Annotated in this window: 15 protein-coding genes, 1 other RNA gene and 1 pseudogene; 1 reads left to right on the top strand and 16 read right to left on the bottom strand. The window is 47.2% G+C overall.

Features of this window, described 5'->3' with window-relative positions:
- Window positions 1–54 precede the first annotated feature (54 nt).
- The 15 genes and pseudogenes from AC2T15_RS04595 to AC2T15_RS04665 form a co-directional block, all read right to left on the bottom strand.
- Window positions 55–573 carry a hypothetical protein gene (locus AC2T15_RS04595; protein ID WP_486778853.1) on the bottom strand — a complete coding sequence of 173 codons (519 nt, stop codon included), beginning with the start codon at window positions 571–573 and terminating at the stop codon, window positions 55–57.
- 5 nt (window positions 574–578) lie between these two features.
- Complete coding sequence (locus AC2T15_RS04600) at window positions 579–1,322, bottom strand: hypothetical protein (protein ID WP_486778854.1); 744 nt, start codon at window positions 1,320–1,322, stop codon at window positions 579–581.
- Between the two features lie 19 nt (window positions 1,323–1,341).
- Window positions 1,342–2,886: a formylglycine-generating enzyme family protein gene (locus AC2T15_RS04605; RefSeq protein ID WP_486778855.1), complete on the bottom strand. Its 1,545-nt coding sequence runs from the start codon at window positions 2,884–2,886 to the stop codon at window positions 1,342–1,344.
- Window positions 2,876–4,099 (bottom strand): ABC transporter permease, encoded by a 1,224-nt coding sequence (locus AC2T15_RS04610; RefSeq protein WP_373331730.1) that lies wholly within the window; start codon window positions 4,097–4,099, stop codon window positions 2,876–2,878. Before AC2T15_RS04610 ends, AC2T15_RS04605 begins: the two co-directional genes overlap by 11 nt.
- Window positions 4,083–4,781, bottom strand: a complete 699-nt coding sequence (locus tag AC2T15_RS04615) for an ABC transporter ATP-binding protein (protein ID WP_053108697.1) — start codon at window positions 4,779–4,781, stop codon at window positions 4,083–4,085. Before AC2T15_RS04615 ends, AC2T15_RS04610 begins: the two co-directional genes overlap by 17 nt.
- Window positions 4,781–6,724, bottom strand: a complete 1,944-nt coding sequence (locus tag AC2T15_RS04620; RefSeq protein WP_486778856.1) for a vWA domain-containing protein — start codon at window positions 6,722–6,724, stop codon at window positions 4,781–4,783. Before AC2T15_RS04620 ends, AC2T15_RS04615 begins: the two co-directional genes overlap by 1 nt.
- Window positions 6,721–7,806, bottom strand: a complete 1,086-nt coding sequence (locus AC2T15_RS04625; RefSeq protein ID WP_053108693.1) for a hypothetical protein — start codon at window positions 7,804–7,806, stop codon at window positions 6,721–6,723. The genes AC2T15_RS04620 and AC2T15_RS04625 overlap by 4 nt, the downstream gene beginning before the upstream one ends.
- Window positions 7,807–7,808: 2 nt before the next feature.
- On the bottom strand, window positions 7,809–10,544 hold the full coding sequence (locus AC2T15_RS04630; RefSeq protein ID WP_486778857.1) for a putative virulence factor: 2,736 nt from the start codon (window positions 10,542–10,544) through the stop codon (window positions 7,809–7,811).
- Window positions 10,541–13,639 carry a virulence factor SrfB gene (locus tag AC2T15_RS04635; RefSeq protein WP_053108689.1) on the bottom strand — a complete coding sequence of 1,033 codons (3,099 nt, stop codon included), beginning with the start codon at window positions 13,637–13,639 and terminating at the stop codon, window positions 10,541–10,543. Before AC2T15_RS04635 ends, AC2T15_RS04630 begins: the two co-directional genes overlap by 4 nt.
- A 17-nt stretch (window positions 13,640–13,656) precedes the next feature.
- Window positions 13,657–15,204 (bottom strand): SrfA family protein, encoded by a 1,548-nt coding sequence (locus AC2T15_RS04640; RefSeq protein WP_486778858.1) that lies wholly within the window; start codon window positions 15,202–15,204, stop codon window positions 13,657–13,659.
- A gap of 456 nt (window positions 15,205–15,660) precedes the next feature.
- Window positions 15,661–16,212, bottom strand: coding sequence for an IrmA family protein (locus AC2T15_RS04645; protein WP_486778859.1), 552 nt, complete (start codon window positions 16,210–16,212; stop codon window positions 15,661–15,663).
- A gap of 185 nt (window positions 16,213–16,397) precedes the next feature.
- Window positions 16,398–16,745 carry a sigma factor-like helix-turn-helix DNA-binding protein gene (locus AC2T15_RS04650; RefSeq protein WP_486778860.1) on the bottom strand — a complete coding sequence of 116 codons (348 nt, stop codon included), beginning with the start codon at window positions 16,743–16,745 and terminating at the stop codon, window positions 16,398–16,400.
- Between the two features lie 2 nt (window positions 16,746–16,747).
- Entirely contained in the window at window positions 16,748–17,956 is a 1,209-nt protein-coding gene (locus AC2T15_RS04655) for an IS256 family transposase (RefSeq protein ID WP_486777816.1), read from the bottom strand.
- 50 nt (window positions 17,957–18,006) lie between these two features.
- A complete protein-coding gene (locus AC2T15_RS04660; RefSeq protein WP_486778861.1) occupies window positions 18,007–18,618 on the bottom strand; it encodes a sigma-70 family RNA polymerase sigma factor in 612 nt (203 codons plus the stop codon).
- Between the two features lie 233 nt (window positions 18,619–18,851).
- Window positions 18,852–20,159: pseudogene (locus AC2T15_RS04665) on the bottom strand (ISL3 family transposase); the annotation flags it as partial.
- A gap of 133 nt (window positions 20,160–20,292) precedes the next feature.
- On the opposite strand from AC2T15_RS04665, the gene AC2T15_RS04670 reads away from it, so the two are divergent.
- Window positions 20,293–20,829, top strand: coding sequence for a tyrosine-type recombinase/integrase (locus AC2T15_RS04670; protein WP_486779016.1), 537 nt, complete (start codon window positions 20,293–20,295; stop codon window positions 20,827–20,829).
- Between the two features lie 38 nt (window positions 20,830–20,867).
- On the opposite strand, the gene ssrA is transcribed toward AC2T15_RS04670, so the two are convergent.
- Window positions 20,868–21,260: a transfer-messenger RNA gene (ssrA, locus tag AC2T15_RS04675) on the bottom strand.
- Between the last annotated feature and the right edge of the window lie 132 nt (window positions 21,261–21,392).

Consider the following 21,392-nt stretch of genomic DNA (forward strand, 5'->3'; position numbering starts at 1 on the left):
AAACAAAAAAGAGCGATAACTATACGTGGATAGTTATCGCTTAAGCAGTTTTTCTTAATAGCCTAGGCTTAATTGTAAGCGACTAACTTGGCGTTGCAGTTCAGCCAGTTCTTTACGTTTTGCTGCCACTACTGCGGGATCGTTATTATTAGCTTGCTGCTGAGTGCGTTTAATTTGTGCCTCTAAGTTAGCTAGCTGCTGCTGTGCATCAGCTTTATTGGCGTGCTTAGTTTTAAGTTGGCTTAGTAATGTATTGAGCGACTGCTGTAGTTGCGCTTGTTGCTGTAGTTGCGTCTTTAAATCAGCTTTCACGGCTTGTTGCTGGGCTTCGATTTCAGCATAAATTTGATGGAACAATTGGTTTTCTGCACGGGCATCTAACAGTTGTTGCTCATTATCTTTCACTTGCTGACGGTAAGCACCGCCGGTATCACAGCGAAGTTTTTCCCACATGCTGGGGTCAGCTTTGGTGGAGTCGCAATGGCTAAGGCTTTGCGGATTATTTGCGCAACCTACTAGCATTAAGCTGAGACTGATGCAGGTTAGCCAAGCGGTGTGTTTTAAATTAATCATTCTGATCACCCAATTTTAATCGCTGAACGCTGACGATAGAGACCATCAACTTCGTTTTGTAAGGCGGCAACCTTTTGATTCATTTGTGCAATTTCACGCTCCATAGCCACCACGTTATTTCCCGCGCCATCATTACGCTCTTGTTGCGCAACTTTGCTGTATTCTTGCGCTTTGTTTTTCATGTTGGCTAAATCTTTGCGCAGTACGGCAATGTTGCTATCGATACTGGCCAGTTCGTTGCGTGCTTGGGCTTGGTTAAGTTTGTTATTGGCTATATCGCGATTAATTTGCGCCAGCGTTAGCTTGTCATCATTAATCACTCGTTTTGCTACTTCGGTGCGTTGCGCAACACGCTGGGTGTCTTGGCGCACATCTTGGGTCATGGCCTGTAAGCGTTGGGTGCTATTGGCGTATTGGCCGCGGCGATTATCTAAGTAGTAGTTGGCGCCCATAGCTACCCCACAGGAGGCAATCCCTGCAGCCACTGCACAGGCCGCTTTGTTACCACTATTAGAGGCGAGGCAAGCCAGGACCCCGACTCCAGCGCCTACCGCACAGGCTTGATAGCCGGATTTACTGAAAAAGGTGGCGCTATCGGACTTAGTTAAGCGACTATCTGCGGCCGTTCCGGCCATTTGGCTGCCAGTTGTTTCGCAACCGGCTAATAGCAGGCTACTGGCGAGGGCGAAGCTTAATAAGCTGGTTTTGTTGAGTGCTGTCCTTGAAGGTAATAATGAGACTAAGCGCATAACAATCATCCTGTTTGAGTTATAAAGATTTGATTGATTTACAGCTATTCAGCCATAACTCTTGAGTGATATTTTTTGACTTAAAGTAGTCTTGTTGGTTTTTCCAGTGAGTTTCGAGAAAGGGTTTTAGCTCAACTAGCTTGGGGTTGCGTTGAATGAGCTCAGCCATAACTGGGTATTCCTTGCGGATGGCTTCTTCGCCATATAATTTAGCCGAGTCAATCAAACTGCTGGCGTAATAATTGCTGACACCCTGTAAGCGACTTTGCTGATCCTCTAAGCGCTCTTTACGCATATCACAGGTACTATCAGGCGTTTCAATTTCACAGTTGGTTTTGTAGTTTTCGCTGATGAAATCAAAGTGTTGGCCATCATCAAGCAGTTTGGTGCATAAAAAAGCCCCAAGATTAAGACTGGCACGAATTGCTTGACTACGACTTTCTTCTTGTAGCTGATTACTGGCGCGTAACTGATTTTCTAGCTCTTTGAGCTGCTCTTTAAGCTTTTCGTCTTCGACACTGGCTGATAACTGAGTCAGTGCTTGGGTTGCTTGTTGGCTGCCATCTTGTTCATTGCCTGAGCCAAGTTTTTTCCAGTTACGCTCAATTTCTTGTACGCGCTCACGGGAAGTCATTGAAGGGGCAGATAAGACGAAGCGAAATCCTGTTGTTTTAGTCGTGCGTTCACCCTCTTCATTGTAGAAGTTTTCTTCCATGCGGAGGGAGCTGCGAATATCATCTATTGCACTTAAGAAGTTACCGCCACGGATGGTATAGCCGCCGGCCTGGCCATGTTCACGATTGAGTTTGTTTAAGCGAAACGACTCAAACATCATTTCCGAGGCGTTGCCAAGCATGTCATGCAGCCCTAGGGGGTTTGGCTTAAGAAGTCCAGCTAACTGTAAGTTGCCATTGGCAGACTGTGCCCCTGCGTACCATTCGTAGTTATTAAGCCCGTCTGGCATAGGGTAGCGGGTCTCTTGATATTCAGCGCTAGTGACTTCAATGCCGCCGCGGGCAGCAAACTCCCATTCTGCTTCAGTGGGTAAGCGCACGAAACCAAAGACGTTGTCTTCCTGTGGTAACTGATCTTTGGCTTCTTTACGTAGCCAAAGATTGTACTGATTAGCAGCGTTCATTGCCTGCATCCAGCTTTTATTTACGGCAGGTAAACGAAGCTTATTAGAGCTGCTAACACATTCACTGTCAGTCAGTGCTTTATATTGCAGTTCGGTCACTTCATACTTGGACATCAAGTAATAGCGCGCATTACCTTTAGCTTCAGTAAAAGTACCGGCGATATAATCGTCGCGTGCGTTTTCTAAGAAGCCAAAGTCATCACGCTGTTGGCCTAGTTGGATGGGTAAGTCGGCCAGCGGGTTAATATTTGGCGTATAAACTTTGCGAAACACCATGGAACCGCCGCATGGCATCGGTAAAATAACATCGTCAGCGGCTGGCGCGGGGTTAAAGTGTTTTTCCGCCCATTGGCCATCAGCTTGAGCCAGCGCGCTGTAAAGGACAGCGGTGAGTAGGGTTAAGTTAAATGCAGGTTTATAGTTCACGTAAACTCTCCGCCGGTTGAATCCGTACTGCGCGTAAGGCTCCGATCATGGAGACAAATAGCGCGATGATAATGGTTAATGCTAGAGCGATTAGCCCGTGGGCTAGGGTGATCTTGGCAGCAAACTGGTTGGTGGTTTGATGGCTGGTTAATAATTGATTAAATAACTGGCTCCCTATGGCATACATGGCTAAGCCTGCTAAGTAGGCCAATAGAGTAATCAGTAATGCTTGCAGCATCACATACAGCGCAACGGCAGTATGGTTAAAGCCAAGTAAGCGCAGTACCGCTAAGTCTTTGCGTTTACGGTCAATGTTGGCTAAAAATGCGCCAATTAATGAGGCAATACAGCCGATTAAAGCGGTTAAGGCAATCACTGCAAAAATTAAACTCAATACCTGATTAATGGCTTTCACTGATTCAATTTCTGCGAGGCGACTATTGCTTTCAATATGTTGCTCAAGCAGCCAGTCACTTAAGGGCGCGACGCTATCAATATGGCTGGCATACATGCGCACTTTAGAAAAGCTAACTGGGCGTTGACTTAACGGTGCTCCAGTGTCGAGGCCAAACTCAGGTAGGTGAAAACCATCACGAAACTGTTCCAGCTTAATCAGTAGCGGCAAGCTGACAAAAGCAGCGGGGCGGCTGAAACGACTGGCCGGTAAGATCTCAACCACTTCTAGAAGCAGTTCGGCGCGCTCATTTTTATTATTTAATTTGCGTAGAGCCCGTAGCTGAATGTGGTCACCTACTTGGGCGGCAAGTTTTTGCGCAGCAGTATGGCTCAAAATAGCTTGTGTGTTTGAGAGTGCGCTCAGTGGTGTGGCCAATAAGGGATCCTGGGCTGCGGTCGGGATAATCTCAGCATGCTCAACAAAGTGGCGGCTATCCATGCGTAAATCAGCTTGGGTATTTAAAGAGCGCGTTTGCCCAATGGCAAAGCCAATATCCGAGCGGGCTTTGAGTTGCTCAATCCAATCGAGTGAGTACTCACCACTCGATAGCATTTTAACTTCTAGATTACGCGGATCGCTCAACAGCTCGTTTTGGAGTTGATTAATGACCCCATGTTTTAAGCCAAATAATAGCAACAGTGGGGCGATGACCGCGACTAAAGAGGCAGCAATACAAAAGGAGACTTTACGATCGTGCCAAAGGTCTTGACTGGCTAATCCCAAGAGGAGCGCCATGCGTTTAATCAGCGAGTTCAAAGCGACTGACTCCTGGTTGGCTGATGGCGTGTAATATTGGCAATTTAAACTCGCGCACTAAACTCCAGTCGTGGGAGACAATCAGTGCGCTTAATTGCAGCTGTTCAACCAACTCTAATAATAAATTAAACAGTCGGCGGGCATTGTGTGGGTCAAGCGCTGCAGTCGGCTCATCGGCCAGCAGTAATTGCGGGTGGTGCGCGAGCGCACGGACACAGGCGACCCGTTGCCGTTCACCAATTGATAAGGCACTTGGCAGTTTGCTCAGTAAATGGCCAAGGCTTAACACTTCAATGGCGCGCTCCACCGCTTGGCTATGGGGGGCTTGAGATAATAAGCGCCGGGGTAGATAAATGTTATCCCGCACAGATAAAAACGGCAGTAAACCACCGTTTTGCAGGACAAAGCCTAGCTGGCGCGCCCGGGTTTCGGCCAAAGCGTTATGGTCTTGGCGTTGATACAATTCGGCAATATTTAGCCGCGGCTGACCGAGGCTAAACTCGCTTAATTGCTGTGGCTCTAGCAGTAGGCCGATGGATTCGAGCAGGGTACTTTTACCACAGCCGCTTTCACCGGTGATGGCGATGATTTGCCCCGCTTTTAACTCAAGCTGAGGCAGTTGGACGCGGTGTTGCTGAATCCCTTCACCGCGTACCACTTCGAGTCCTTTAATTGACAGCATTAAGGCATCATCTCCAGCGGCACTGGGTAGACGTCTTCACGCGAGTCAGCCTCAGGCGATAACTTAACCCAGCGATCGGCATCTTGGTTATAGCGGCGATAGTGGTTGAGTTTAGTGCCCAGTGTCCGGACAAATTTTTCCTGGGCTAAACCGTCCATGCTTTTCCAAGTATCTTCATCAAGGTTCAGCACTTCACTTTGGTAAGGCAAGTCTTCTAAGTACTCTGCCATTAAGCCTAGTTCAGCGAGCTTTACATTGTCTTTTTGGTTAAGCTGGTTAGGGTCAGCACCCATCGTGGCTGCCACCGAGCGTAACTGCTCGAACATTTCATTGGGCGAAATAATCCCTTCATTAGCGATAGTTAAAATTTCTTTCATGGTGTCACTTAAATCGCTCAGTTGCGATTTAGTTAGCAGCACTCGCACATCGGTGGTGGGAATATTTTGCTGCACCAGATCACGGTCACTAATCCAGGCTTCAAACACAGGAGGCGCTGAGGTGCCGGTTTTTTGCCCCAAGTAGGCCAGCTGCATGGCATGGCCAATCAGTTTGGCATCGGCTAATAGCTTATCTTCTTCAGCTGAAGACTGTGCGTGGCTTGCGCTACCTACAGAATCTTCACCGGTGTAAGCGGCTTTAACTTGGTTGGTAATAGCGCTGGCCAAGGCATCGACTTTTTTCCCAAACTCGTTAACATCGCCAGCATTGACCGGATAGTAAAGCGAGGTATTGGTGGGCGTGTAGGTCGAGAGTGCTTGATATTGCGCTTCTGCGCGGGCGTGATCTTTTACCCCGGCCGGAGTTTTTAGGTGCAGGGTGTAGATTGCTACTCCAGGTTTGCTGGCTTCAATTCGGACTTGATCGGGGTTGAGTCCGGTGGAGCTGAGAGGGTCATCACCCTCCATGCCGCTGGCGTCAGTTATCAAAACAATGTAGCGTGCCCCAAACTGATTCCAGTCAATTTGATCCAGCGCATGCATCACCCCAGCTAACGGGTCTTCATACCAGTAAGCGGTAGAAACGGTGGCTTGTTTTAAGTCTTTGATTTTATTTAAAAAATCTTTACCGTCGGTCACCTCGTTGGGGTCAGCATACATGCGGCTGAGGTATTCAAGTTTCGGCCGATCTTTTAAGCTACTGCGAAAGGAGACTAAGCCAAACTTAACTTGCTCACCTAAGTTTTCTTGCTCAACCCGTTGATAAATATCCTGTACCGCTTGGCGTGTACGCTCAATGTAGGGCTGCATAGAAATGGTCGAGTCGATAACAAACACCACCGCCGCGCTGAACTCTTTCAGTTGGCTGGTGGTGTGAGTCGCTGAGCTTTCTTGCTCATCTTTACTAACTGAGGCGACATTTAATATCCGCGTGCGAAAGCCTTCTTCGGTCATTACTTCTTCACCGCTTAAGATGGGCAGTAAGTAGAAGTTGTCTTTTAGGTCAATAAAGAACTCAGGTTCCTGGGCCAAGATTCCCTCAGCGCTGTTCTTACTTGCGAGGGCTTGGCGTAAAGGGGCTACTTCGGCATCGGGCTGGCCAGAGTCTAAGATGTGCTCGAGGGTTTCACGGTCTTTAAAAAATAGCAGGCGATCACGGTTGGCAGGGTTAGTAAACGCCAGCGTTAACTGCATTTTCCAATCCACGGTGCAGCTTGCCGGTAACCAACCCACGGTTTTACCAAAACTATCGGGTCCAACTTTGAGCCACTCGTTACCTGCGGCTTGTTCGCGCTGATAAACATAAAAACGGCTAAACGCCGGTTGCGCAGTGCCTGAGGTTTCGCCAGCGTTACTGGCTAAAGTACAGCCAGGATTGGTCAGTACTCGTTGATAAAGGTTTTTTTTACCTTCTTGCAACAACGGTTTATCAGCGGCGACGACAGGCGCTGCCATGAGGGAACTCAGGGTTAAGCCTAAAGCCAGCGTAAGGGGGGGTAAGTTCATGGTTCTAGTTCCTCTAAACGTTGTTGCGCTTCGCTATTGCTTTCATCATGACTGAGCACAGTGCTGTACCAGTAGGCTGCTGTTTCAGCATCTGCCGCATGAAAGCACTCATTAGCTTGATAGTACTTGGGGTCATATTCCTTCGCGTAGGCTAAAGCGATAGCCACATCACCCGATTGCGCGCGGTTGGCGTACAAGCGCTGGGCAATCCCACAATGATTATTGGCTTTAGCTTGTTGAATCACGCTTAAGATCGCTTGGCTATCAGTGGTGTCTTTTAAGCAGGCTTGGATAAAAGCCAACTCATTGTCGCTTTGCATATTATCAAGTGCGCAGGGTGAAACCTTTGTTGGGCTGGCTGGGGCCTCTGCTGTTTGTTCAGCTTGTGGGGCAGCTGCTGCTGGCAAGAGGCCGGATTTCTGAGTAAGCCACCAGGCTGCGCCAGCAAGGGCCGCTAAAATCAGCACGATCAATAGCACAATTAAGGCAATAGCAGGGCGCTTAGATTTAGCTGCAGGATTAGCCGCAGCTGATGAGCGAGGTTCAGCTGCAGCAGTTGCAGAGACGTCCACCTCCGCAGCCACATGGGGCAGCTCAGGCTCAGTTTCCGCCATGCGTTCTACCGTTTCTGCTTCAGCTACGGGTTCAGGTTCTGGCGTAGCAGCCACTTCAGGCGTGCTGAGCGTGCTCGAGCTATCGATATTTTGTTGGCTACCAAGTGCGCTAGAGGGCAATAAATCAGGGGCAACAACCAGACGCCCGCGATCCATTTCGCCCATTGAGTTCTTCGCTTTCACCATAAAGCTGGCGTTTACGTTTTCCAGTAACGGATCTACTAAATCCTGACCAATGTTGGCACTGTATAGCCCTTCGGCGACCGTGCTTAACTCTGGCAGCTCAAACCAATATTCATTCGTGCTCCAGCTACCGGAGTTACCATGTAAATAGCCTTCATCGGTATTGCGTTGAATGCTAATACTTAAGTTATCAGGACTTTTATCTTTCCAGCGTTTGATGATCAGCTGGGCCTGGCCTGGGATATTGCCTTGGGCTAAAGGCTTAAGTTCGATAGAAATTGCCATAGTTAGGAAACCTTAATGCAGTTAATCACAAAGCCAAGTGCGCTATTTTGCTCTGGTGTAATTTCGCGCCCTTCAGTATGGCCTGCGTTATTAATGGTGATGTCAGCGATACTGAACAGCCAGTCATTGATGTATTCATAGCCTGGTTTTTCTTGTTCAATAACTTGCTCAGGTAAGTTGGGTAAGTCCGCCGGGCCTTGTGTGTCATAAAAATCAAAGACATTACCGGGAAGATTAAGCATGCGTTTAGCGCGCTGTTCACTGCTGAGATCTAAGTTGCCTAGCCAGGCAGTATAATCTTGAAAAATCATTTGCGTGTTTAGCAGCTGCTTATTAACGGTTTGCTCACGACGTAAGCCCGTCTTAGCATGGGCTAATAATGCTTGAGCAATTTTTTCTTCAAGCTTGTAGCGGTAGCTGGCGCTAATGATTTCATCCGCGAGGGCACTGATGACGCGTGGATCTAGCGTTAATAGTTTGGCTAGTTCGGTGCGTTCAGAGAGGGAGCGTAGGTGCGAGACCCACAAACTGAAAGCGGCCTTGGCAAAGCGTGACTCGTGACTATTTAAGTTAGTGTTAATAACGGGCTGAGCCGGGGCGGCAGGGGTTGGATCAGTGCTAAACAAGTCGACATAATCATCATCGTTAGAATTAAACAAATCAATGATTTCAGTTTCTTCAGATGTTTCTTCTACTGAGTCATTTTGCTCATATACGCCACTGAGATACAGATTACGCAGCTGCTCATCAGGAACTTTCAAGTAATGGAGAAGCTCACCAATAATTGCTGGATGGCCTTGTTTTTTTGAGGCACTGTTATTGCGCAGGTGAGAATACAGCATGCTGGCAATTTTACGTTTTTCACTTAAAGCCTCTTCGCCACCGGCTTGGTACCAGCGCTCAAGGTCTTGCAGTAAGCTGGTTTGGCATTGCTCTAATTGCTGTTTGATGCGATCAAGCTTGAAATCAAGGTTGGCGATTTCATTAAAGCTATGGCTAAAACGGCTAATTCCCCCATCATTCAGGGTTAGCATTGCATCCCATGCAGCTTGTGGAGTTGCCACGTGTTGTAGAACGGCAGATGTAGCGCTAAAGGTCTGCCCCAGTTGGCTTAACTTATCTTGGGTTTGGCCAAGTAAAGCGATTTCATGGTTTTCCGCATCTAGCTCAATAAAGGGGGTTTGTAAGCGTGGTTTGCGGACTAAAAAGGTGTTGTTAAAGGGCTGATTGGGCGCCCATTCCTTCATCCAGTTGAGGTTGCCAAAGCGTTCCATCATGGTCAGCTTGAGCATGTTTTCACAATGCTCAGGGTACTGCTCAGGTTTAAGGTTCAAGGCTTGGGCAATAAATCCGTCCATCATGGTGAGCGCCCAAATGAGGCCGCAACGATTGGCACGCTGCTCTGGGGTTGCTCCTTGGGTATTGTTGATCCATTGACTAATCACTGGGCCAACGGTGACGACTTCACTTTGTTTGAATGAGCTGGTGCACATCACTAAGGCATTCATTTCTTGCAGTGTGGTGTAGCGCTCAAACAGGTAAGCTACTTTTCCACGTAAGAGTAGCTTGGACACAGGGCTAGAATCATCGCCTTCAGACTCTAATGCATCCTCAATCTTAAGCAGCTTTTGGCGGGTGCGATACCCTGGAAAATCTAAAAGATCAACCTGCTCAACAATTTTATCCTTCGGCGGATTAGCTAAAGGAAAGACCACCTCGGTGGTTAAGGCCGTTAGCTGCGCAGTTAAAATCGTAGTGGGTGTGCCTAATTCGCCTGTTGCAGTCAGGGGGCGTACCTGTAATGGCAGATCGCGCGCGGTCATTAATAGGCTCAGCGTATCTACGTTCATGATGCTATTGGTTTGTACCCAAGCGTCGCCACGAGGCTGCACAATAGCACTAATAGGCGCATAGATAACTTTAGCTAAGTCCAGTTGATGCAGGGCGATAGCTAACTGGATATAGGTGTCTGTGAGTAGCTTTTGTTGGCCCCATAAAATCGAAAACACCTGGGCTCGCTCAGCAATACTTAGATAGGGTGCCAGGCGAATGAGGCTGGGCCAGTAGTGCATATCTAATTTGCTAGTGGAGCTACGGTAATTAAGCCGCAGGTAATCAGCCAGCGCGACTGTATCTTCAGCAGTAATACCAGGCACGGTTTGACTCAGTGTACGCTCAATGTAGGGGGCTAGTGTTTGCTGAATTAGCGTCTCACTAATTTCAAACTCTACCGCTTCTTGATCAAAATCTTCAAACCAAGCGTTGGCTAAAATAATGGCAATCTCAATTTCATTAAATAACCGAAGTTGTAATGGGTACTGGCTATCTAATAGGGGTTGCTGTTGGTAGGTAAAGCGTGTGACTAAGCCCGTGGCTTCTTTACCGCTGCCAATCGGGTTGAAGTGGTCGATAAAGTTTAAGCGTTGTTGATTGCCAATATCAGTTTCTAATTGGCCTTGGTTATCCGCCGCTAAGGCTGAAATTAAATAGGATTTTCCTGCCTGGGATAAACCAAAGAAACCCACTGTCATTGGAGTGGCCGATACGCGCTTTAAACTATTGGCGAGATTGCGTGCACGGTACAGCTTTAAATTAAACGCATCTGCTTCATTATTGATTTTCGGTGCGCTATCACGTACCTCAGCGATCCACTCTAGCGCTTTGCCAGCGCCTTGGTAAATACTTTCCCAGGCCGAAATTAAGTGCTGTTGTTTAGGGCTTACATTGTTGCTATTCATTTATTTACACTTCCGCTGTCTAGCCAATAGTTAGTGTCTGTACTGAGCATGGTGTTAAGTTCCAAGCGCAAGTCCCGTGGTGAAAAGTCGCCAAAGTTAGCTAACACTTTTTGAATTTCCAGCTCATCACTAGGAATGCCTGATTTTTTACTGGCTTTAGAATCGATCACCTTAAAGTAAACCTGTAATACAGGAATCCCATCGGCATTCTCTTGTTGCTTGTTATATTTTCTGATGCCACTGGCGGTGAAATTAAGGGTGTATAACGGTGAAGCGCTCCAGCGGGCAATTGGTAGTTGACGGTAGCCCAGTCTCACAGGCCCCCGGAACTCGAGTGGTGGAACATCGATGTCTTCGCCTTGGTTGACGGTGGGGAGTTGCATTTTGCTGTCGACTGTTTGGATGTTGTGAAATAACACATCACCTTCACTGATGTAATTGGCGTTATCAATGACGCCAAAATAACGAATCGTGGAGTAGGGCTTTAAGTCGATGGAGCGGAAATAGAAGTTTTGGATATTATGATTCGCCGCCAGTAAGCACAGCATCGCGCCAACTGATGCGGTGGTTTTGGGGTCATTAATCATGCCGTTCTGATGGAAGGGGTACCACCCCCCCGTATGATAATTTTGCATGGCTAAAATGCGCCCAGGATGCACGGGCATATGTCGCCGAATAAAAGACTGGATACCTGGCAGCATCGAGGGACGACCAGTTAATAACAAAATATCGCAAGGGTACTGGCGTGCTACCTCACATAGGGCAGCTAGTGCCGGCATAATTGAAATAGCACCTGAAATAAACTGCTCATTGAGCTTGGCTAAATCAATATCAATATTAATTGCATGCAAATCAAAATGTATGTCTGTGCGCTGCAGCGTGTTTCTTAGTTTGCTCACAACGTACTCTTGAATTGAAGCGCTGGCTGTAGCGCCATTCATTAATTCTTGATAGGTATAGCTACCGCGCTCTACTTGCTGCTCAGGATCGTATTGCTCGTACTTCTTTAAGATGCTGAGGGCAATCGGATAAAACACTTGTACTGTGAGCTGCTGGCGGTACACCTCATCTTGCGCAGTTTGTGACTCTTCACCATAGAGCGCTGAAGCGACTGAGCGAGTTTGCTGATCAGTTAATCCTAGGTTTTTTAGTGCATGCTTAAAACTTGGCAACACAACTTCTTGAATTACATCTAACACAATGTCATCGCCAGCCACTTTGAAGCTATCGCGAAAACGTTGTTTGGGCACAATGTGCACATTACTGCCGGTACTATTGCCGCCCGCGCGATCAAGTCGGTAATCGGTAATCACCAGATCAGAGGTACCGCCACCGATATCAATGGTGGCAATAGTGACTTTTTCTTCTTGCGCTGCTTGCTTTTTATCTGGACGGGTAATCGCCTTAAAAAATTCTTCTGGATGGCCGCCAAAGTGCACATTAATTTCTGTGTAAAGGTAAACCAGCTGGCAGCAAGAGGCTTCGTCCCATTCTACGCTGGTTTTAGGGAGTTGCACGCTGGGAGCTATGTACTCAGGGTGAGTGTCATCAAAGGGCGAGGCATCACCTTGATGCCAACCGAGAGCTTTCCACACCAAGGCAATGGCTTGATTGAGTCGCTCTTCTAAAATAGCGCGCTCGGCCTGTGCCATACCCGGTGGAACGGTCAGGGTGATGCTATTTAAGCGGCGTGGTGTTTCTGTTAACCCTTGGCTGGTCCGTTGGCTGGCGCTATTAATTTGACCCAGCGCTTGGGTCAGAACCTCTGACAGCATAAAGGTCATTAATGAGCGGCGCGAATAGTGTGGCGTAAAAACGGGCAGACGTTCATCATCTTCATAGCTGTCTTTCAGCGGTACATATAGCGCTTCACCAAGATCATCAATGTAGTGTAATAAGGGGGCTGCGGTGGCATGGGGTTCAAGACCGTCTACTCGATTACTGCTATTGAAGCGCCAGCCGCTTTCATAGTGGTTGGCATCCCAGAGATAGCGTTTAGGGCTAGAAATACCGGTGTAACCTTGGGTACCGCTGCGTTGACTGGCTAAGCGATTAGCCTCACTGCCGACGCGGGCAATGGTCGGCCAAAGAAATGCATTATTGCGGCCACTTTTAATCGCAAAGTTTTCCTTACCAAAATTAGCTTGGGAAAATTCAATTCGGCTTTCAAAGGGATGGTTGTAGACGCGCTCGGGATGAGACAAATCACGTAACTGCAAAATGTAGTTGTGTTTTAGTCCAGAATCTACTTGCTCGCGCTGTTCAATCAAGATGCCGCAAGTGCGCGAGTTACCAATATCTAGCACTAAGTCCACAGGAATAGCTTTTGTCAGATCTTGTTGGCGGTTACCAATAATGATGATATCGGGGACCTGTACTTTATGCGTCTGTAACGCATTAGGTTTAATACTATTTTGTGTGATTAAACTGAGCAAGTTGAGGTAATGAGCTTGAGGTTCGAAACACTCGAGCGCTTCCTTAAGGTCGTCAATATCTTTATTCAAAGAGTTTTCTTTAAAGATATTTTCTAGCCAACTATTGACCCATTCTTGAGCTAAAAACCAGTTCGTTTGATCAGCGCCTACCGCCAGCTTAAAAGCGACACCCGCCGAGACATCCTCAGGACTGGGCGCCAAATAAGCACTGTGCTTATTGGACAGCATTAGCTGGGTATCAAAAGCTAAGGTCACGCGATAATTATTACCTTCTAAGTCAGGCTGACTAAGCTTGATAAAGCGAATACGTGCCCAGTTAGCTGGGCCTTGATCGAAGCGGTAGGGTGCAATAAAACGCAGAAAGGGTAAGGGCAGCCAGTGTCCATTAAATAGCTCTAAACTAGCTGCTAGCGGCACTTCAAATTCAGGTGTGCGCTTAACAAAGTTTTCAATGCTGTTTTCAAGGCCTTTATCGTAGAAGTTAATCTCCGCATCTGGATGGTAAGAAAGTCGTGCGAGCGTGTGGTGAGTGACTTTAGCAAACTCACCGCTTGGCTCTTTTTTAGGGTCTAGTGCAAAGCCAAAGTCTAAAAACTGAATGCCAGTGTTACTAATAAGTGTTGTTTTATTGTTTTCAAATAAAGTTAATTCAGGAAGCATTGTTTATCAGTCCGTAGTTATTGAGCGTTGCGCATAGAGATGGGAAAACGTGCTGTACCATAGCTGCCGGTACAGTCCGCTACTGAAGTGGCGCCTGATGCGCAGGTAATGCTTGGCATATCAAAGCTATTTCCGTCAGGGCAACGCGCTTGGCCTTGGCTATTAATCGCAAGCTGTCCATTGCTCATTTCGGCGTTAACATTGCCGGTGCAGCGAGCGCCGTCAGCACGTTGCACCGTGACCTGACCTTGCCCGTTGGTAAAGGCGTACTCCAAGCGTAAAGGTTTGCCTGTGGTTTTATCTTGAATGCCAGCACCTGCTTTCCATTTACCGTTTAAAAAGTCAGCGGGCCCATTTTTAGCCGATGTTGGAATGTGTAATGGCTCGCCTAAGCGGGGTGATTCTGCCATTGCTGGATTAGTTTCATCGAGTGTGGGAGGAGTAAAATCGGGTGCGTTCTCTGTTACCGGCTCGGTAGGAGGTTCTGCGGCGTTGAGTGGTGGCTCTTGCGTCGCTGCAATGGCTTCTTCTCCCGCGCTTGGCTCAGCTATTTCCGCGTCTGGAGTGCTAGGTGCTGGTAGCTCAGGCTCAGGTACAAGTGCTGGCACGGGTGGTTGCTCGCTTAACGGATTATTTTCTACAGCGTTAGGGGCTGTAGAAGATGGGCTTGCAGCATTGAGTTGCGGTGCATTAAGACGGGGTAAATCAATGCTGGAGGCAGTGAGCGCAGGCGTGCTCCAGTTACGGGTAAGGTCCGGCATACCCAGCTGAGCCGCCAGATTCGGGCTGCAATAGCGCAGTCCAAATAGTAGCCATAACGCCAGCAATAACAGTAGCAAAGGTAATAACCACCACCAGCGTCGCCACCACGGTTTTTGTATAGTAGGAACTGGCGCAATGACAGGTTGTGTCTTGGGGGGCATTATTTCTCGAGCAAGTGTGCTAGTAGGAGGGCTGACAGGCTTCGCAGCTGGCTGAACTGTTTTGGGCTGACTGGGAAACAGTGGAAGTAAAGGGTCAGTGGGTAGTAGTGCATTAGGTAAAGTAAAACCCCAAAAGGTAAGCACCGGGTAACCATTGACCAGATAAACATAGTCGGGGCTAGGCGTGTAAAGCACCTTGCTGAGTAGTTTGGCGAAAACCTGTAAATCAATCGAGCCCGAAAGACTTGGTGGCTGTTGGCTAAGGCGTTGCTCGGTTTCTTGGATAAAGTGATTAAGTTTGGCTTCAAAGGCACGTAGATGCTGTCTAGCCTGATCTTGTTCTTCATCACTAGCCGCATTCCAAGCAATCACCGGGCCGGGGAAAGAGCTGTACCAATCAATGGTATCGGCTAATTGATCGGCTTGGGGAATAGCTAAAAAGTCAGCGTATGTCAGGGATGGGGCAGGGTGTTGCGGATTATCTAAGGTGGAGATGTTACTTAGCTTACGTTTAATCGACTCACGTAGCTGTTGCGCCATTTTAAATACAGGCTGGCCAACTTCACCGAGAGGACTGTAGTCACCACTTCTTCCTGAACGTAATAGTGGACCGGTTAATCCACTAAACGATGAATGCGTCATCGGCCTGCTCCCAAGCATTAATTTAACTGTATCGATTATGTTGCAACGGATAATAAAGCATTTATATAAGAATTGGAAAAGTGCTAAGTATAAGGGGCTAATAAATAAATCCAAGTCAGGAGCATTTGCGTGGCGCTTAATTATCAGTTAATAGCAGTTTTTGATTGCTGGCATTGACTTGAGTAGCGCTTGCTTTGCGACAAAGAGTCGCAAGGAGGCTGGATTTAAAACTGCTATTCTAATTAAAAGACGACTGCCTAATCGTCGCGCACTCTAATAGCCCCAGCCTAATCAACTGGGGCTATTGAGTTTTAGCTAAAAAATTTATTTGAGTCGAATTCGATTGTGGTAAAGATAGCCTACCTGGCCTGTAGGAGTGCAGATCTGCCACCAGTTGCCTTTTTGTTGAAAGGTATAGAAGTGCTCTTGTTCAAAGAGTTTCTCAATTACCTGACTTTAGGCATTAGGTTGAGCGCGAATATTGCTATAACCGTCTTGATCTTGGATCACTGCCGGCTGCTTAAACTTAGGATTGTTACAGGCGTTGGTTGGCGCTTGAGTGGGTGCCAGTGACAGCGCTAAGCGTGTCATCTCATTAACCTGCAGTGCTTGCTGTGCCAGTAAGTCATAATTTTGTTGGTTGACGCGGGCATAGGCTCCTGTCACAACTAAGTGTAAGGAATCATCACAGGCGAGCTCGCTTTCCCAGAGTGCATGCTCATAGCGGTCAGCATTCGACTCATTAAAAGCCTCAATTGTGAGAGTAAAGGTTTCCACTATCTGCTGGTGCGGATTAATTGCCTGCAGCTTAAGCTGTACTTGTTCAATCGGGATGGCCAGCCCGCCGCCACCGTCTAGAGTAAAGTGTGCAGCACACATACCTTGACCGGCCCAGACAGTATCTGTGTGCCACAAGTTGATTGGTGTGAGTGATTGAGCGTTTGCCGTTCCACATGAGACCAATAGTGCTGTGGTAATCCCAATGAGTGTAGTTGATAAGCGTTGCATACCCAGATCCTTCTTTGTCGATAGTGATTAATAGATCTCAATAGTTAAACTAAGGAGGCGACAAAGCGTGATGCTAAACAACGAGTACAGCTTGATCTATATCATTCATTAGGTGGAGATTGTTCGTGAGTCTGGTGGGGTAGAAAAACGGTTGAGTCGGGTGGTGAGTCAACCGTTATTTAGAGTTAGGTAAGTTCTTCGGTATCAAATGTTGGTTTAAAATCATCAAAGTCTAGATTCTGCTGCAAAAGTAATTCTTTGAGTTTATTTAAGGCTAGCTTTTCTAGTTGGCGAGTGCGCTCTCTGGTTAAACCAATTTGTTGGCCTAGCTTTTCAAGTGTAGGGCGCTCATCGGAATGAAAGCGTTGCTCAATAATAAAGCGTTCGCGCTCAGGTAGTTGTGCCAATATGTGTTGCATGAACTTATTAAAGTGCTCTGCATCAACAATTGCGCAGGGTTTATAGTGTTTATCTACAGCAAGAGTATTGATCAGATTCAAAGGACCCTGTAAATGATTCTGTGTAACTGCCAAGGTTAAATATAATCTTTTAAGCGGTCTTCAAACTCAATCATAAATCGATTCAATGCCGGTTTCCAATCTCTGATCGGCATGGTCCACTTCTTGGACGCATTTTGGATTGCCAAATAGATGACTTTCTTAGCCGAGTCATCGGTTGGGAACAATTTACGTTTTTTGATGGCTTTGCGGATCACGCTATTCAGCGATTCAATGGCGTTGGTGGTGTAAATCACCTTTCTGATATCAGCAGGATAATTGAACAGGGTATTGAGGTTATGCCAGTGCGTCCGCCATGACTTGCTGATTTGTGGGTACTTGTCGTCCCAGTGCTCAGCAAATTGGTTCAGGGCGAGCAAGGCTTCTTCTTCGGTGACTGATTGGTATATTTGCTTTAACTCGGCGGTGACGGCCTTGTAGTCCTTCCAGGGCACATATTTGACTGAGTTGCGTACCATGTGAACGATACAAAGCTGAATTTGAGTCTCAGGGAAGACCGCATTAATGGCATCAGGGAAGCCTTTTAGCCCGTCAACACAGGCAATTAATATATCTTTTACGCCCCGATTTTGAAGCTCAGTGAGCACATTAAGCCAGAACTTAGCGCCTTCATTTTCAGACAGCCATAAGCCTAATAGCTCTTTTTGGCCTTCCATATTCACGCCTAGAGCAAGATAAACGGCTTTGTTGATAACATGCTTATCTTGGCGGATTTTAACCACAATGCAGTCCAGATAAACGATGGGGTAAACCGCATCCAGTGGCCGTGACTGCCACTCAACTACCTGATCAATAACGGCATCAGTGACTTTAGATATGAGGCTTGCAGACACATCTGCGCCGTACATTTCTTTGAAGGTATCGACAATTTCTCGTGTCGTCATGCCTTGGGCATAGAGAAAAAGGATTTTATCATCCATCGAGGTAAAGCGAGTTTGGTGCTTTTTCACCAGCTGCGGTTCAAAATCACCTTGTCGGTCACGTGGCGTATCCAGCTCAAACTGGCCGTCTTCAGTGCGCACGGTTTTGCGCGTGACACCGTTGCGGCTGTTTTCTGAGCTGGACTGCTCGTGCTTGCGATAGCCTAAATGTTCATCAAGCTCAACGCTAAGCGCTGCTTCAACCATCACTTTGGTGAGCATGGCTCGCATGTCTGTCAGGTCTTTTTCAGTTTTAATACCTTTTGCCGCTTCGCGTGCAAAGGCTTCGAGGTCTTTTTTGTTCATCGTCTGTTTATCCTTCCCGTTAGGGGTCAATGATAAACAGTTACACAGATTTAATTACAGTCTCGATTCAAAGTGCCACTTTCGTTGTATTCTTGATTTAGTGATAGTACTTCTTGGTGCAGGCTGAGTAAGTGAACGATGTAAGCAGCTGGTCTGTTTAAGTGCAAGCCTAATAAGTCAATGGTGCTGGCTTTTAGCGATTCACCTGTATGATGTTTATGTAAGTAAACGAGAGCTTTTTTGAGTTCCTTGGCTACATCAATGGGAAGTCGAACAGTCTTGTTTTGATATATCAAATAAGACTCGATGTAATGTTTGATCCACCAGCTAGCGTAGGTTGAAAAGCGAAAGCCTTTTTTAGGGTCAAATTTATCAAGTGCGTGAATTAATCCCAGATTACCTTCAGCAGTTAGTTCTGCTAAAGGTAGGCTGGGGTGTTTATAGCGTTTAGCAATATTGATTACTAGGCGTAAATTACTTTCAATCATAATTTTCCGCCCCTCTTTATCGCCATTTTTAGCGCGTGTTGCGTAGTCTGCTTCTTGTTCTTTGCTAAGAAGAGGAATATGGCTAAGATCTTTTAAATAAAGTTGAAATAAGTCTGGTTGATATTGAGATTCATTCTCTAAGATATTTTTTATTGTTTTTTTATCACTTGCCATTGTCGTGCCCTCGATGAGGTAATGAAAAGTGTAGGTAAGTGCTACACTGAACAGTGGAGACATAGTTATTTTAAGCGCATGGAAAGCTACCTATGATTTAGTGGATAATTAGCAGGAAGCAAATAACTTTATAAAATAATAATTTATACTACGTTACTTATGATTTTTTTTAGAAAAATTATCATTATTTTATAGTGGTAGGTGGGTGTGGTTCTGAAGAGTTTAGCGGCTCTTCGCATTTGAGGGTGTAGCTGGTTTCTAAACCCTCCGGATTTCAGCAGGCACCTGGCGATGTAGTTGGTTAAATTTCTAAAGCCCAAAGCAGTGCCTCGCAAGTGTTCTAGCCGACCATTGATAGCTTCTGTAGGTCCGTTGCTGGTTCCTGGTCGGTCGAAGTAGGCCAGGATGCTATCCGCGTATTTTTTCAGCGTTTTTCCCAAGCCTTTCACCTCGATGAGCGCTTTGGGCAAGTCACTGGCTGTAATGATATTTATGACCTCTTCCATGAGTTTTTTACCACGCCTTCGATCCGGCTCGTTGTAGGCGCTGACCACCCGTTGGTACATGTTCCAAGTGCAATCCACTTCGAGGTGGTGCTCATCTGCAAACAGCTGGAACAGTTGCTTTTTGTTGGCGTCAGACAGGTAGCTGATCCGGGTCAGCAGCGTTCGACGGCTTTTGTAGAGCGGGTCGTTTTTACGCCCTCTACGGCCTAGGACGTCTTGTTGCACACGCCGGCGGCATTCATCCAGCATGTTGCTTGCCCAGCGCACCACATGAAAGGGATCCAGCACGGTTTGGGCTTGGGGCAAGGCTTCTTGTGCCGCAGATTTAAACCCCGTAAAACCGTCCATGGCAATGCTTTCAATCTGGTCACGCCAAGCCTTGGGACGATTGTTCAGCCACTGTTTAAAGGCTTGTTTGGAGCGGCCTTCCAGCACATCGAGCAAGCGGGCCGGCCCAGTTTTGTTACGCACGGGCGTAAGGTCAACCACGATGGTGACGTACTTGTCACCCCAGCGTGTATGCCGCCAGACATGCTCATCCACGCCGAGCACGGTCACACCGTCAAAACGTGTCGAGTCATTAAAAAGCAGGCGCCGTCCTTCGTTGATAATGGCGTTATTGGCGGTGTGCCAGGCAACGTCAAGATGACTCGCAACACGGGATACCGACAAGTCATCCAGCACGATGGCAGCCAATGCCCAGCGTATCGCTCCATGGGAAAGCTTTGCGCGTGGCGGCGCAGCACTGCTGGTATCTTCGTGCCAGAAGCAGCCGCAAATACAACGCCAACGCCGAATACGCAGCAACAATGTAGTTGGCCGTTGCCCGTAAGGTGTGTGAGCAAGATACCTATCGACCGTGCCGCGTGAAACGCCAGCAGCACCGCACTTGGGGCACGGCTCAGGTGCTTTGGTGAAACGGCATTCGATGACGGCGCGTTCTGCACAAAGATGTTGTCCAGTGGCAGTCAGGCCGAGGATATTTAGTTGGCAAAAGCTGGAAAGGTCTGGGCTGGAAAAGGTAAGATTGCTCATGTCGGGGGCTTGGTTTTTGTTGGTGTAGGAGCTTACATTTTCCAAGTTCCCCGGCACCTTTTCCAGCCGGTCAGATTTTTTCCACACCCTCAAATGCGAAGAGCCGGTTATCCAAGAAAGAGAACTGTCATGGCTGACTAAGCGGCAAATTCATGAGTTGTTAGTGGCTATTGATGACTGTGACAATCCGCATGTTAAGCCAATTACCTTGCTATGCTTGTCTACTGGAGCGCGTTGGTCAGAAGCCGAGTCCTTAAAAGCTCGTTCTTTGCGAGGCAATGTCGTGACTTTTTCAGGTACTAAAAGTGGACGTGTGCGGTCTGTGCCTATTGCGCAAGATCTAGTAAGCCTAGTGCAGGCGCATTGGAAACAGTATGGCTATTTTACTAGCTCGCTTTCTGCATTTAGACGTGCACTTGGAAGAACTACAATTGAGTTACCCAGAGGCCAAGCATCACATGCTTTAAGGCACACTTTTGCCAGTCATTTTATGCAAAATGGTGGGAATATCTTAACGCTGCAAAAGATTTTAGGGCATTCAAGTTTAGCTATGACGATGCGTTACGCGCATCTAGCACCTGAGCATTTGCAGGATGCGATAAGCTTTAATCCGTTAAATGATTTCGACACTTTATCGACAGTTGGGCAGCCTAAAAAACAAAACCCCTGATATTCACTAGGAAAATCAAGGGTTTAGGCGTTGCAATTTGGTGGAGCCGGGGGGATTTGAACCCCCGTCCGCCAGCACTCTGCTATCGGTTCTACATGCTTAGCCTTGTCTATTAAGTTAACCCTAGGCGACCCGACGGGCAGGGTGCTTTGGGCGAGTTGTGTAATATTTAGCTGCTTGGTCCACAACATACCGCACAGCGATTCTGTTCTATCTGACAATCACTTCGAGTTTACAGACATCCTCTGATGATTGCTGGCGCCGAAGCATCCAGAAGGGAAGGGCTAAGGCCGCTTACGCAGCGAGAGCGTATTCCCCATAAGTTTCGTCATTGGCAACTATAAAAGTTACAACAGTGGATTTACGAGTTCTGTTACCAACTCGGCATGCCCCTCAAGTTTTGTATCCGGCGTCGAATCCTAATCGGCCCCAGTCTTACAAGACTATTAGGTGAAGCTGATGATACAGGAACCATTTGTAAAAGTCGAATTCTATTTGATTTCATGATTAATTCATAGGATGCTGCTAAAAGCAAGGCAAGGCTTGAAATAGTAAAATAAGCC

The organism is Thiopseudomonas sp. SA1F2-1K (assembly GCF_057443035.1).

Excerpts from the sequence above, each read along its gene's own strand:
- AC2T15_RS04625 (WP_053108693.1), bottom strand. The coding sequence starts at position 7,806 with ATGGCAATTTCTATCGAACTTAAGCCTTTAGCCCAAGGCAATATCCCA.
- AC2T15_RS04640 (WP_486778858.1), bottom strand. The coding sequence starts at position 15,204 with ATGACGCATTCATCGTTTAGTGGATTAACCGGTCCACTATTACGTTCA.
- AC2T15_RS04660 (WP_486778861.1), bottom strand. The coding sequence starts at position 18,618 with ATGGCAAGTGATAAAAAAACAATAAAAAATATCTTAGAGAATGAATCT.
- AC2T15_RS04630 (WP_486778857.1), bottom strand. The coding sequence starts at position 10,544 with ATGAATAGCAACAATGTAAGCCCTAAACAACAGCACTTAATTTCGGCC.
- AC2T15_RS04595 (WP_486778853.1), bottom strand. The coding sequence starts at position 573 with ATGATTAATTTAAAACACACCGCTTGGCTAACCTGCATCAGTCTCAGC.
- AC2T15_RS04615 (WP_053108697.1), bottom strand. The coding sequence starts at position 4,781 with ATGCTGTCAATTAAAGGACTCGAAGTGGTACGCGGTGAAGGGATTCAG.
- AC2T15_RS04645 (WP_486778859.1), bottom strand. The coding sequence starts at position 16,212 with ATGCAACGCTTATCAACTACACTCATTGGGATTACCACAGCACTATTG.
- AC2T15_RS04620 (WP_486778856.1), bottom strand. The coding sequence starts at position 6,724 with ATGAACTTACCCCCCCTTACGCTGGCTTTAGGCTTAACCCTGAGTTCC.
- AC2T15_RS04635 (WP_053108689.1), bottom strand. The coding sequence starts at position 13,639 with ATGCTTCCTGAATTAACTTTATTTGAAAACAATAAAACAACACTTATT.
- AC2T15_RS04655 (WP_486777816.1), bottom strand. The coding sequence starts at position 17,956 with ATGAACAAAAAAGACCTCGAAGCCTTTGCACGCGAAGCGGCAAAAGGT.
- AC2T15_RS04600 (WP_486778854.1), bottom strand. The coding sequence starts at position 1,322 with ATGCGCTTAGTCTCATTATTACCTTCAAGGACAGCACTCAACAAAACC.